Origin of the sequence: Streptomyces sp. enrichment culture, assembly GCF_964272855.1 — a bacterium.
Lineage (GTDB): Bacteria > Actinomycetota > Actinomycetes > Streptomycetales > Streptomycetaceae > Streptomyces.
On the sequence record NZ_OZ186847.1, the window covers coordinates 2,326,531 to 2,339,958 of the forward strand.

At 70.5% G+C, this 13,428-nt stretch carries 10 protein-coding genes; 8 read left to right on the plus strand and 2 right to left on the minus strand.

Features of this window, described 5'->3' with window-relative positions:
* Positions 1–221: 221 nt before the first annotated feature.
* From ACSU6L_RS09720 to ACSU6L_RS09730, 3 genes are all read left to right on the plus strand, one after another.
* Complete coding sequence (locus ACSU6L_RS09720; protein WP_437055539.1) at positions 222–3,410, plus strand: AfsR/SARP family transcriptional regulator; 3,189 nt, start codon at positions 222–224, stop codon at positions 3,408–3,410.
* A 221-nt stretch (positions 3,411–3,631) separates the two neighbouring features.
* Positions 3,632–4,552 (plus strand): AfsR/SARP family transcriptional regulator, encoded by a 921-nt coding sequence (locus tag ACSU6L_RS09725; RefSeq protein ID WP_437055541.1) that lies wholly within the window; start codon positions 3,632–3,634, stop codon positions 4,550–4,552.
* A gap of 87 nt (positions 4,553–4,639) precedes the next feature.
* A complete protein-coding gene (locus ACSU6L_RS09730) occupies positions 4,640–5,557 on the plus strand; it encodes a TIGR03560 family F420-dependent LLM class oxidoreductase (protein WP_437055543.1) in 918 nt (305 codons plus the stop codon).
* 1,008 nt (positions 5,558–6,565) lie between these two features.
* Here ACSU6L_RS09730 and ACSU6L_RS09735 read toward each other — a convergent pair.
* Positions 6,566–8,164: an MFS transporter gene (locus ACSU6L_RS09735; RefSeq protein WP_437055545.1), complete on the minus strand. Its 1,599-nt coding sequence runs from the start codon at positions 8,162–8,164 to the stop codon at positions 6,566–6,568.
* Between the two features lie 60 nt (positions 8,165–8,224).
* On the opposite strand from ACSU6L_RS09735, the gene ACSU6L_RS09740 reads away from it, so the two are divergent.
* Positions 8,225–8,626 carry an ArsR/SmtB family transcription factor gene (locus ACSU6L_RS09740; protein WP_437055548.1) on the plus strand — a complete coding sequence of 134 codons (402 nt, stop codon included), beginning with the start codon at positions 8,225–8,227 and terminating at the stop codon, positions 8,624–8,626.
* Here the strand turns inward: ACSU6L_RS09740 and ACSU6L_RS09745 are convergent.
* Positions 8,613–8,996, minus strand: a complete 384-nt coding sequence (locus ACSU6L_RS09745; RefSeq protein ID WP_073939453.1) for a PPOX class F420-dependent oxidoreductase — start codon at positions 8,994–8,996, stop codon at positions 8,613–8,615. The genes ACSU6L_RS09740 and ACSU6L_RS09745 overlap by 14 nt on opposite strands.
* A 174-nt stretch (positions 8,997–9,170) precedes the next feature.
* Here ACSU6L_RS09745 and ACSU6L_RS09750 point away from each other — a divergent pair, with 174 nt between their 5' ends.
* The 4 genes from ACSU6L_RS09750 (at position 9,171) to ACSU6L_RS09765 (ending at position 13,386) form a co-directional block, all read left to right on the plus strand.
* Positions 9,171–10,001 (plus strand): mycofactocin-coupled SDR family oxidoreductase, encoded by an 831-nt coding sequence (locus tag ACSU6L_RS09750; RefSeq protein ID WP_437055550.1) that lies wholly within the window; start codon positions 9,171–9,173, stop codon positions 9,999–10,001.
* A gap of 36 nt (positions 10,002–10,037) precedes the next feature.
* Positions 10,038–10,829 (plus strand): AfsR/SARP family transcriptional regulator, encoded by a 792-nt coding sequence (locus ACSU6L_RS09755; protein WP_437055552.1) that lies wholly within the window; start codon positions 10,038–10,040, stop codon positions 10,827–10,829.
* A 362-nt stretch (positions 10,830–11,191) separates the two neighbouring features.
* A complete protein-coding gene (locus tag ACSU6L_RS09760) occupies positions 11,192–13,153 on the plus strand; it encodes an HAD-IIIC family phosphatase (protein WP_437055554.1) in 1,962 nt (653 codons plus the stop codon).
* Positions 13,150–13,386, plus strand: coding sequence for a phosphopantetheine-binding protein (locus ACSU6L_RS09765; RefSeq protein ID WP_073939457.1), 237 nt, complete (start codon positions 13,150–13,152; stop codon positions 13,384–13,386). Before ACSU6L_RS09760 ends, ACSU6L_RS09765 begins: the two co-directional genes overlap by 4 nt.
* Positions 13,387–13,428: the final 42 nt, after the last annotated feature.

Below are 13,428 nucleotides of genomic sequence, written 5' to 3' on the forward strand. Positions count from 1 at the left end.
AATGTGACGCAGCTCATACCCCCGCTTTGATTGCGCTCGTCACAATGTTTGCTGGCGCTACGGCCGGCCGGCCGGGCCCAGCAAGTGTTAGGGGGATCCACTTGTTCACATTCCAGTTGCTTGGACCGCTGAAAATAGCGGCCAACGGGAGGACCGTCCACCTCAAGGCAAAGAAACCTCGCATACTTCTCGCCGCGCTTCTGGTCGGCGGAAACCGAGGAGTGAGCAACGACCGGCTGGTTTCTCTTCTCTGGGATGACGAAGACGTCCCCAAGAACAGTCGTGGAGCTCTGCACATCCACATCAACCGCCTGCGCCGGACGCTGACCTCCACCGGCGCGACGGGCGGCGACCTCATCCGCACCACACCCGACGGCTACGCCATCGACGTGGGCGCCGACAACCTCGACATCCTCCGCTTCGAGCAGCTGGAGCAGGAGTTCCGCAGGCAGCGCGGACGCGTCGCCCCGCAGGCCGAGTCCGACCTGATCGAGGCGGCGCTGTCGATGTGGCGCGGACCGGCCCTGTGCGACATTCCCAGTGACCGGCTGCGCCAGAGCGTCGCACCGCAACTCACCGAACGCCGGCTGGCCCTGCTGGAATACCATTTCGAACTCAAATTGCGCATGGGCGCGCATGAAGAGGCGATCGGCGAACTGCGCAGCACGGTCGTGAAACACCCGCTCCGCGAGAATCTATGGGCGCAATTGATCCGGGCGCTTTACGAGACCGGCCGCAAGGCGGAGTCCCTGCAGACTTATCTGACGCTCTCCCGGACGCTCGCGGAAGAAGCCGGAATCGACCCGAGCAATGATCTCCAGAAACTTCATCGAAGCATTCTGAATGATTCCTACGAGCCGCCCGAGCCCGAGCCGGCCGCGCAGCCGCAGGAACCGGATCACGAGCCCGACAATGCGGCGGTCGCGTCCTACAACTGGACCGAACTCTGCCAACTCCCCCCGATCGTCGCGGACTTCGTGGGACGCGACGAACCGCTTGAACAGATGACCGCCCTGTTGAAGGGGAACGCCGGGGGAACCGCCCTTTCCATCGTGGTGGTGACAGGCCCGGCCGGAGTCGGCAAGACCGCTCTCGCGGTGCGGGCGGCCCACCAGGTGCGCTCCCACTTCCTCGACGGCCAGTGGTTCGTCCGGTTCGGCGGCGCGGGCGACCAGTCCCGGTCCCCGTCCGACGTGCTGGCCGAGCTGCTGCGCCGCTCCGGCGTGTCCAGCGCGGCCATCCCGTCCGACGTCGAGTCGCGCGCCGCCATGTTCCGGGCGCGCCTCGCGGACCGGCGGGTCCTGCTGCTGCTGGACGACATCCGCGAGGCCGAGCAGATCGTCCCGCTGCTGCCCGGCACGTCCAGCTGCACGGTGCTGATCACCAGCCGGAGCAACCTCACCGAGCTGGTCGCCCTGCACGGCGCCCGGCTGGTGCCGCTGAACGTGCTCACCGCGCGGGAGGCGGAGTCGCTGCTGTCGCACATGCTCGGCCCGAGCCGGTCCGCCGACCCTGAGGACCTGGCCGAACTGGCGGAGCTGTGCGCGTACCTCCCGCTGGCGCTGCGGGTCGCCGCCGCCAGCCTGCTGTCGCGTCCGCAGCTGGCCCTGAGCACCTACATCGAGGAGCTGCGGCACGGGAACCGGGTGGCGAAGCTGACCGTCGGCAGCAACCGGCGCGCTGCGGTCCAGGCCGCCTTCGACCTGTCGTACCACGCGCAGACCGCCCGGGCGCAGCAGCTGTTCCGGATGCTGGGGCTGGTGCCGATCCGCGACTACACCGCGGCGTCGGCCGCGGCCCTGCTCGACCTGCCCGCCTCCGAGGCCGAACTGCTGCTCCAGGACCTGGCGTTCGCCAGCCTGCTGGAGGAGCACTCGCCCGGCCGCTACCGGTTCCACGAGCTGATGCAGATCTACGCGGCCGAGCGGGCCCGCGAGGAGGACACCGTGCAGGAGCGCCGGGCGGCCGAGCAGCGGCTGTTCACCTGGTACCTGTACAGCGCGGCGTCCGCCGTGGTCCCCCGCTACCCGGGGATGATCCGGCTGCCGATGGCCGACCCGCCCGACTCCGTGCATCCGCTGCCCTTCGCCACGGACGAGGCGGCCCTGCAGTGGCTGCTCGTGGAGCGTGCCAACCTCATCGCGGTCATAGCCTGCGCGGCGGCCCAGGACTCGCTGACCGCGCACGAGACCGGCTGGCTCCTAGCCGACGTGCTGCGCGGGTACTTCTGGTCGGGCTGGAACAGCAACGAGTGGAAGACGGCCGCCCGGGCCGGTCTGAACTCGGCGCGCAAGGCGGGCGACCCGCCGGCCCAGTGGGCGATGAACTACAGCCTGGGCCTGGCCAACTACCGCAGCGCCGACTACGACCTGTCCCACACCCACCTCACGGAGGCCGGCTGGCTCGCCGCCCAGCACGGGCTGCGCACCTTCGCCGCCGAGACCAGCAACGGCATGGGCCTGCTCCTGCTCGCCCAGGGCCGGCTGCGGGACGCGGCCCAGGCGCTGGAGGACGGTCTCGTGCTCGACCGCGAGCTGGACCTGCCCATCGCGGAGGCCAGGGCACGGCGCCACCTGGGCAGCGTGGAGCACGCGCGGGGCCACTTCAGCAGTGCGCTGGCCCAGTTCAAGCGGGCCCAGCGGATCGACCGGGAGCACGGCGTCAGGTTCACCGAGTCGGAGACCCTGGGCCGGATCGGGCTGACGCTGTGCGCGCTCGGCCGGGGCGAGGAGGGTCTGGGCGCGCTGTGGCTGTCGCTGCGGGCGAGCCACGAACTGGGCGGGCGGTTCGACCGTGCCGCGGCGCACTGCCGTCTGGCCGTGGGGCAGTTGATGGAGCGGCAGCCGGGGACGGCGACCGAGCACGCCCGGGCCGCGGAGATGCTGGCCAAGGACCTCGGTGACCAGGTCGTCTCGGCGGACGCGCACAACATCCTGGCGTCCTGCAGCCGGATGTCGGGACACCTGGAGCTGGCGGAGCACGAGTACGAGCGGGCGAGGGTGCTGGCCGGTCTCGCGGGACATCCGCAGTCGGCCGTCGAGGCCCTGTTCGGTCTGGCGGTCGTCGCGCTGGAGCGGGGCCTTCCGCACCGGGCGCTCGACTGCCTCTCGAGGGCGATGGACCACGCTCGCAAGGACCACCTGGTGCTGTGCGAGGCCCATGTGACGCTGCTGCGCTGTGTGGCCTTCAGCGCCATGGGCAAGTGGCAGGACGCCGTGGTGTGCGGCTCGGACGCGGCCGACACGTATCTCGCGCTCGGCAGCAGCTGTGGCGAGGAGCGGTCGCGCGAGCTGGTCCGGCAGGCCGAGCTGGGCATGTTCGACCTGGCGGAGTTCCTGCGCGCGTCGCCGCGGTTCGTGCCGCTCGCCACCACCGTGCTGGCGCAGTCTGCGTGCGGTTTCGACAGCTGAAACCGCCCCTTTCACGCGGACGCGGCAGCACGCCCCGGGCCGGTCCGAAGCGGTGAATCGCGGGTGCAAGAGGCCATGCAAGCGCGTTGAAAGAGACCCGACATAACCATCTGACAGGTTGGAGCCGTTCAGCACGGGAGCACAGCGTCGTGCCCCCGGTGTCTGTGCCCGGCTCGAGGCACATCCACCACGGGCCTTCAGTCAGCAAGGAGGTTGGGTTCGTGTCCCCTTCGGCGTCAGTCCTCCACAGAAGCGACGCATTCGGCTCCCTTGAGACCGCCGGTCACCCCCCGGTCCGCATCCAGTTGCTCGGTCACTTCGAGGCCAGTGCGGCGCACGGTTCCGCAACGCCCAGCGCGCCGAAGGTCAGGCAGGTCCTCGCCCTGCTCGCGGTGCACGCCGACCAGGTCGTCCCGGTCTCCTCCATCTTCCGGGAGCTGTGGCCGGAGGACGCTCCGCGCACCGCGCTGCGGACCGTCCAGACCTACCTGGGACAGCTGCGCAAGCTGCTGTCCGACACCACCGGACTGCCCTCCGCCGCCGTGGCGGAGGACATGCTGGTGACCGAGGGCCGCGGCTACATGCTGCGCAGCACGGCCATCAGCCTCGACTCACAGGACTTCGAACGCCTGGTGAACCGGGCGCGCAGCGCGGCGACGGTCCAGGACCCCGCCAAGGCCGCCATGCTGTTCACCCAGGCGCTCGCCCTGTGGCGCGGTCCGGCGCTCGCCAACGTCCAGGCCGGTCCCCTGCTGCGCACGCACATCGACCGGCTGGAGGAGTCCCGGCTGAGCGTCGTGGAGCAGTGGATCGCCGCGAAGCTCGCGCTGCAGCAGCACCAGGACGTGCTGAGCGACCTCACCGCGCTGGTGGCACAGCACCCGCTCAACGAGTGCCTGCACGCCCAGCTGATGACGGTGCTGCACCGGTGCGGCCGCCGCGCCTCGGCGCTGGAGGTCTACCAGCAGCTGCGCACCCGGCTCATCGAGCACATCGGCCTGGAGCCCGCCTCCCACGTCAAGGCGCTCCAGCAGGTCATCCTGGCCGGCGACCACGCGCCCGACACGGTCACGGCGTTCGGCACCGGAGCGGCCCGCAAGCTGGCCGAACGCGGACAGCGGGGTCTCGCCCGCCCCGCGTGACGGCCCCGGCCGGCCCGGGTCCCGCCAGGTCCGTACCCGGCCCGCAGTTCCCCTTGATTCCCAACTCCCCTTTCACGAAAGGTTGTCATGCGTCTGCGTATCCACACCGAGCCGTCCCAGGGCGCCTCGTACGACACCGTGCTCAAGGTCGCCCGTGCCGCGGAGGACCTCGGATTCGACGCCTTCTTCCGTTCCGACCACTACCTGAAGCTGGGTGACGTCGACGGGCTGCCGGGACCGTCCGACGCGTGGGTGACGCTGGCGGGCCTCGCCCGTGAGACCTCCCGGATCCGGCTCGGCACGCTGGTCACGCCGGTCACCTTCCGCTGGCCGGGCCAGCTGGCGATCCAGGTCGGGCAGGTCGACCACATGGCGGGCGGCCGGGTGTCCGTGGGCATCGGCACCGGCTGGTTCGCCGAGGAGCACGCCGCCTACGGCATTCCGTTCCCCGCCAAGCGGTTCGGGATGCTGGAGGAGCAGCTGGAGATCGTCAAGGCGCTCTGGGAGACCCCGGCCGGCGGCACCTACGACTTCAAGGGCACGCACTACCAGCTCGAGGGCGCCGTCGCCCCGCTGAGGGCGGGTGACGGCACCCGGCCGCAGATCATCGTCGGCGGTGTCGGCACCGGCAAGACGCCGGCGCTCGCGGCGCGCTTCGCGGACGAGTTCAACACCGCGTTCGTCACGCCCGAGAAGGCGGCGGAGCTGTACGGCCGGGTCCGCGAGGAGTCCGCGAAGGCGGGCCGCGACCCGCAGTCCCTGGAGTTCTCGATCATCCAGACCGTGTGCTGCGGCAAGGACGACGCACAGGTCCAGGCGCGGAACGACGCGTTCACCGAGCAGCTCGACGGCAACGCGCTGCGCGGCACCCCGGCCGAACTGGTCGACAAGCTCGGCCGGTTCGCCGAGGCGGGGGCGGACATCGCCTACCTGCGCGTACTGGACCTGCACGACCTGGACCACCTGGAGCTGATCGCCTCCGAGGTCCTGCCCCAGCTCGCCTGACCCACCCCGTCCACGGACGGCCACCACCACCCACCGAGGGGCGCCGAATTCGGCGCCCCTCAGCCATATGTGGGCGCACTAAGCGGGGGCCACTGAGCGGGGGATCAGTGGAGCGGGGGCGAGCGGACGAGTGCGCCCCGGACCAGCACAGCCCTGGACGAGCACTCAGCGGACCCGCACGGCAGTGAACAAGCACGGCAGCCGGCCCGGGACAGCGCTCGGCCCTGGGCGGCCCCGAGCCGACTCAGACGCAGCCCGGCACACGCTCGGCTCCGCACAGATACAGCCCCAGCACCCGCGCTCAGTTCGGCACACGGCCACCCCGGCGACACACCCAGCCAGGCACGGCGTAGCCGCGGGCAGACGTGCCACTGGGACGCCACGGGTGGACACGGCGGCACACGCCGCGAGCGAGGCAGGCCCCACCCCCGCGCCGCCGAAGCGCGACAACCTCACCGTGAGCGCACGCCCACTCCAACACACACCCACCCTGACACACGCTCAGCCCGGCACAGGCCCGACCAGGCACAGGCCCGACTCAGCACAGGCTCAGCCGGCACACGCCCCACCCAGCACAGACACCACCCACCTCAACACTCAGCCACCACAGCACCGACGCATCCTGCCCCCGCGAACGCCAACCCCCCTCAGCCCCGCAGCACCAACAACCCAGCCCCGCAAACGCCCACACACCCAGCCCCGCACCAACCCCCTAGGGGGTGTCTCGCCGATCATGCCGGGCTCGCGGCGTCTGGTGCCGCGCCTCGCCGCGTTGTCGTCGGTCCCCGATTCCCCCAAGCTCTCGGCTCCGCTCGAGCAGGGGGGATCCCCATCGCATCGGCTCCCTCCTCCGCCTTGCGATGCACGGCACCAGGCGCCGCTCCCTGATCCGGCCTGATCGACGAGACACCCCCTAGGCCAGCGCAGTGCCAACGCACTGAGGGGCGCCGGATCACGGCGCCCCCCAGAGGACTGCGTCAGAACACTGCGTCAGACCCGACGGAGTCGTCAGTCCGCGGCGTGAGCCACCTCCGTCGGACGGGACGACGCGGGCTTCTGCTCGACCGCGGTCGCGGCGTCGTCGCGCCGGTCGCGCAGCAGGAGGGCGACGACGACGAACGTCACCGCGCAGAGTGCGGCCAGCACCCACAGCAGGCTGTGGAAGCCCTGGGCGAAGGCCGAGGCGGCCACGTCCGTGAAGTCGCCGCGCTGCGCGGCCGGTTCGACGGTCTTGGCGGCGCTCTCCAGCTCACCCTGGTTCATCAGGTTGGCGAGCGCCTCGGGGTCGTCGGCGTAGCGGGTGTCGAACTGGTCGAGCTTCCCGCTGACGGAGGACTGGGTGAAGCTGACGAGCAGCGAACCGGCGACGGCGATGGCGATGGTCTCACCGGCCAGCCGGACGGTGTTGAACATGCCGGCCGCCATGCCGGCCCGGGACACCTCGACGCTGCTGACGGCGGCGCCGTCGAGCAGGCCGAACGAGATGCCCACGGCGATGCCGATCAGCGCCAGCGGGGGCAGCAGCGCCCAGTAGCTGATGCCGGGCTCGAGCACGGTCAGCCAGGCGAGTCCGACCGCTGCGAGGATGACGGTGAGGGCGATCTGCACCTGGGCGGAGATCCAGCGGGTGGCGTAGCCGGCGATGGTCGGGAAGAACAGGGTCAGACCGGTGAGCATGATCAGGATGAGACCGGCCTTCTGGGCGCTGACCCCGTCCGCGGCGATGAAGTACGCGGGCAGGTAGACCGCGAGCGGCGTGAAGCCGAAGACGACCGGCACGGTGGCGAGGGACACGCCGACGAACTTGCGGTGCTTGAGCAGGCTCAGGTCGAACATCGGCTCGGACTGGCGCTGTTCGACGACTCCGAAGACCACGAGCAGGACGACGAAGCCGATGAAGCTGCCGAGCACCAGCGGGCTGCCCCAGCCGAGCTGCGGCCCCTCGACCAGGCCGAGGATCAGCAGCAGCAGTGCGAGCGTGAAGGTGACGGTGCCCGGCCAGTCGACCTTGCTGGCCTGCGGGTTGCGGGAGTCCGCCAGCGCGGGCGTGAACAGCAGCACGACCAGGCCGATGATCGCGGGCACGAGGAACACCGACCGCCAGCCGAGGTTGCTGGTGAGCACACCGGCGATGCTGGGTCCGAAGGCGAGGCCGATTCCGACCGACGTGCCGAACAGGCCGAAGGCGCGGGCGCGGGCGGGGCCGTCGAAGGCGTGGGCGAGGATGGCGCTGCCGCTGGTGGTGGCCGCGGCCGCGCCGATGCCGGCCACCGCCCGGGCCAGGTCGAGGACGATGATGTTGGGCGCCAGCGCCGAGACCAGCGCGCCGCCGGCGAACAGCAGTACACCGACCTGGAAGACCTTGCGCCGTCCCACCAGGTCGGCGATCGAGCCGCTGGCGAGCATGAAGCTGGCGTAGGTCAGGTCGTACCCGTTGACCACCCACTGCCCGGCCGCGAGCGAGTTGTCGAGGTCCGCGCTGATGGCCGGCAGCGCGACCGACGCGCCGGTGATGGCGAGCGGGAAGAGGACCACCGTGAGACACACGGCGAGGAGCGTCAGGCCCGGCCTGCGGACGCGATCGTCGATTAACGCGGTGGAGGTCATGAGCATCATTCCTTGGTCTGGGGACGGTCCGGGCCGGGCCGACCCGGTAAGGTGTACGACATGAATCAAACAGGCTCTACGAGTGTACGATCCAACTCAAACACTGCTTCGCGCAAGTCGAGTGGGAAAGTCACTGCTCGAGCGGCGACGCTGACCCATCGCGATCCGCGCGACGTGCCCCTGTTGACCGTGCTGCAGGCCGTGTCCGATCCGGTACGGCTGTCACTGCTCCGCCAGCTCGCGGCCGCGGAGCCGACCGAGCTCGCGTGCGGCACCTTCGATCTGCCGGTGCGCAAGTCGGGCCTGAGTCACCACTTCGCCGTCCTCCGCCAGGCCGGCCTGATCCTCCAGCACGACGAAGGTCCCCGCAGGCTCAACCGTCTGCGCCGGGCGGAGTTCGACGAGCAGTTCCCCGGCCTGCTCGATCTGATCCTGAGCGACCGGCCGATCACTGAAAAGTGACGCGCCTCGGCGTCATCCGGTACACGACCCGCGACGGGGCGTCGGGCGGCACCGACGCGTCCTTCACGCCATAGCGCTCGGCCAGCCGCAGGAACGTCGACGCCTCCGGGTCCGGCTCGACGAGATCCACCTGCCCGCGGATCTCCAGGTACCGATACGGTTGGTCCGGGTCGAGAACGGAAATGGCCACCGCCGGGTTCTCCTGAATGTTCAGGTACTTGCGGCGCAACGTGGAATTGGTGAACCACAGATGGTTTCCGTCCCATTCGAACCACGTAGGGTTCACCTGCGGTGAACCGTCCGGCCGAACCGTGGCGAAATGCGCGAACAGCGGCCGCTCCAGCAGGTCACGATGGCTGTCAGGAATCACAGGACTACCCTTCTTCCGCGAGTTCGGCCGGCACTCCGACACTGGTGGAGATCCTGACGAACCCCGGTCGGCCCTGTCCAGCGACGTCGGCACCGCCTAAGCCGAGCCTTGTATGGGCCTTGAACGCCACCGCCTAGCCTCGAGCGAAACGTCCTCGCGCGAAGGGAAACAAGCGTGGCCAGGTTTACCGGAAAGGTCGTGGCGATAACGGGCGCAGCCCGTGGAATCGGCCGTGCCTACGCTCTTGCATTCGCCGCCGAAGGGGCACATGTCGTCCTCTCCGACATCGCGGCCCAGATCGATTCCGTGCCGATTCCGATGGGCACGTCGAAGGACCTCGAGGAAACCCGGCAGGCGGTCGAGGAGCTGGGTGCGAAATGTGTCGTCCGCCCGGCCGACGTGCGGGTCTCCGCCGAGGTCGACGCGGTGGTCGGCACGGCGGTGGAGGAGTTCGGGCGCCTGGACGTCGTCTGTGCCAACGCGGGCCTGTGGAGCACGTCCTCGTTACTGGACATGACCGACGAGACCTGGCGCGACATGATCGACACCGATCTCAGCGGTGTCTTCCACACGTTCCGTGCCGCGGCCCGGGTCATGGTGCCGCAGAAGTCCGGGCGCATCCTGGTGACCGGGTCGGTCGCCTCCCGCGTCGGTTCGGCGAACATGGCGCACTACACGGCCGCCAAGTGGGGTGTGCTCGGACTGCTCAAGTCCGCCGCTCTGGAACTCGGCCCGCACAACATCACCGTGAACGCGATCTCGCCCAGTTTCACCAACACCGCGATGATCAACAACGAGCTGAACTACCGGCAGTTCAGCCCCGACGACCCGACGCCGGGTGCCGCCGCCGAGACATGGACGAACCTCATGCCGATGCGCGTCCCCTACATCGAGCCGTCCGAAGCCGCCGACGCCGCCCTGTTCCTGGCGTCCGACGCGGCCCGTCACATCAGCGGCGTCTCGCTCGACGTGGCCGCCGGCTGGAACGCCCAGTACACGGCCTGAGCGGCGGCGAGCCGCAATGAGGGACGAGGTGCCGTCATGAAGTACGAGGTACTCGGGCCGCTGCGCATCACGGCCGGATCCACCGTCCTGACCGTCAACGCGCCCAAGATGGCAACACTCCTGGTGGCGCTGGTGGTCCGCGCGAACACCGTCGTCTCCAAGGAGGCGCTGATCACCGAGATCTGGGAGGGGACCCCACCGCGCCGGGCGGCCGCGGCCCTGCACGTGTACGTGTCCCAGCTGCGCAAACTCCTGGCGATGGGCGCGCCGGACGCGTCGCCCATCGTCACCGAGCGCCCCGGCTACATGCTGGTGGCGGGGCCGGAGGACACGGACTGGGGGCAGCTGGAGAAACTCACCCGGCAGGCCCGGGCGGCCCGCGACAGGGGCGACCTGGAGGACAGCGCCCACGCGTTCGCCCAGGCGGTCGGACTGTGGCGCGGCCCCCTGCCCTGCCCCCGGCAGAACGGCCCGCTGATCGGCGACTTCGCCGCCTGGGTGAAGACGCACCGGCTGCACTGCCTGGAGGACTACGTCGAGGTGAGCCTCGAACTGGGCCGGCACCGCTCCCTGATCGGCCTGCTGTCCACCCTGGTGTCGGAACACCCGTTCCACGAGGTGTTCTACGGCCAGCTGATGCGCGCCCTGGACGCGTCGGAACGGCGAGCCGAGGCCCTGCGGGTCTACGAGCAGGCGGCGACGACCCTGAGCCGGGAACTCGGCCTGGGCCCCGGCCGCCAGCTGCGCCAGGTCCACCGGGCGATCCTGTCCGGCGGAAGCGCGCCGGCACCGCGCCTGCACGACGTGGCGGCCCCGGGCCGCGCCTAGGGGGCGTCCGCCGATCATGCCGGGCTCGCGGCGCCTGGCACCGTGCCTCGCCGCGTTGTCGTCGGTCCCCGATGCGCCGCATCGGCTCCCTCCTCCGCCTTGCGATGCACGGCACCAGGCGCCGCTCCCTGATCCGGCCTGATCGACGAGACACCCCCTAGGCCCTGCCTCCACGAACGAACAGACGGACGAACGGACGGACGAGCCCGTGCGGGGGCGCCCCCATGGCCCCCGCCCGGCTCAGCTCGGCACGGCGCGGCCGGCCGGCCGCGCGGCCCTGCTCCTAGACCGCGGTAAGCGGCGCTTTAGAAAACCTGCTGACGATGCCCCAGGTCGTGCCCACGTACCGGAAGAGGCTTGGGATGGGTGACACAACAGAGGACACACTGTGGTCCCTGCACGAGCGGGGCCGCGTGGCCGCGGAGTACCCGCGCGTACGCCGGCTCGTCGGCGCGCTCGGCGACTCCGGGGACCCCGACGAACTGCGCCGCGCCGGCAACCTCCTGGCCCGGATCGGGGCCGACGCGGTGCTCGCGGAGCACCCGGACACCCCGGTGGTGTCGGTGGCGATCACCGGGCACAGCACGGTGTCCGGGCTGACCGGCCCGCTCACCGCCGAACTGGCCCGGCACGGCATGCTGCTGCGGCCCCACGTCGGCGACTTCGACGGCTACGTCGCCGGCCTCGCGTCGCCGGACAGCGACCTGTACGCCGCCCGGCCCGACGCCGTGGTCTGCCTGCTGGACGCGTCGGTGGTGTTCGACGAGGTCCCGCCGGTGTGGCAGCCGGAGGACGTGGCGCGCGTCCTCGACGAGAAGCTGGCCCTGCTCGACCGGCTGGCCTCCTCCTTCGCCGCCGCCGGCCGGGGCACCCTGATCCTCAACACCCTCCCCCTCCCGCGACTGCACGCGGCCCAGCAGGTCGTCCTGAGCGCACGGGCCCGCCTCGGCGCGGTGTGGCGGGAGGCGAACGCCCGCCTGCTGCGGCTGATGGACGACCACCCCGAGCTGGTCGTCGTCGACATCGACCCGCTGCTCGGCGGCGAACTGCCGCTGCGGGACGCGCGGCTCGGTACGTACACCAAGACCCAGTTCACGCCGCAGCTGCTGGCCGAGTACGCCCGCGAGGTGGCCCACCTGTTGCGCGCAGCGACCGGGCGGGCGAAGAAGTGCCTGGTCCTTGACCTGGACAACACCGTCTGGGGCGGGGTCCTCGGCGACGACGGCCCCGAGGGCATCGAGGTCGCCGGCACCTACCGCGGCGAGGCGTTCCGCACCCTGCAGCGCACCGCCCGGCAGATCGCCTCCCAAGGAGTGCTGCTGGCCGCGGTGAGCAAGAACGACCTCGATCCGGTACGGCGGGTGCTGCGCGAGCACGCCGAGATGACGCTGCGCGAGGACGACTTCGTACGCGTCATCGCCAACTGGCGCCCCAAGCACGACAACCTGCGGGAACTCGCCGACGACCTCGGCATCGGCGTGGACAGTTTCGTCTTTGCCGACGACAGCCCCTACGAATGCGGGCTCGTCACCCGCGAGCTGCCCGACGTCGCCGTGATCCGGCTGGACGACGACCCGGCCCTGCACACCGAGAAGCTGCTGCGCGACGGCTGGTTCGACGTACGCAGCATCACCGCCGACGACCTCGAGCGGCCCGAACGCTACCGCGAGGAACTGAGCCGCAAGGACTTCCTGCACGGCTTCGAGTCGCTGACGGACTATCTGCGGGAGCTGGACATCCGGGTCCGGCTGGCCGAGGCCTCCGACAGCGAGATCGCCCGTGTCTCCCAGCTGACGCTGCGCACCAACCAGTTCAACCTCACCACCCGCCGCCTCCAGCCGGCCGATGTGACCCGGCTGGCGGAGGACCCCGACGCACTCGTCCTCACCATCCGCTCCGCCGACCGCTTCGGCGACAACGGCGTGGTCGGCGCGATCCTCGCGCACCGGGACGACGACATCCTGCACATCGACAACTTCCTGCTCAGCTGCCGGGTGCTGGCCCGGGGCATCGAGCAGGCCTGCCTGTCCGCCCTGCTCGGCCACGCCCGCCGGCAGGGCATGCGGTCGGTGCGCGCCTACTACCGGCCGTCCGCCAAGAACGGCAAGGTCGGCGACTTCTACGTGGGCAACGGCTTCCGCCCGCTCGAAGGCGACGCCACCAGAGCGGACACCGCCGACACGGCCGATACGGCCGATACGGCCGATACGGCCGATACGGCCGACACCGCCGTATCGACGTTCCAGCACGACCTGGCGGAGATCGCCGGGCCACCGGAGCACATCCAGTTGACGCGGAGCCTGGGAGGGCAGCACACGCCATGAAGACGATCGACGACTTCCTCGCACTCGTCCACGACGAGATCGGTCTCCGGCTGACCCCGGACGCCGTGCGCCACTCCTTCGACCAGCTGCCCGAGTGGGACTCGCTGCACCTTCTGACCTTGCTGACCGCCCTCGAACGGCAGACCGGACAGCGGGTCCCGATGCCCCAGGTGCTGGAGGCGACGAGCCTGTGGGACATCTACGAACTCACCGTCCGGTCACCGGCCGCCTGACCGCCCTCCCCCTGCCCGCCCGGAACTCCCTCACCACCAAGT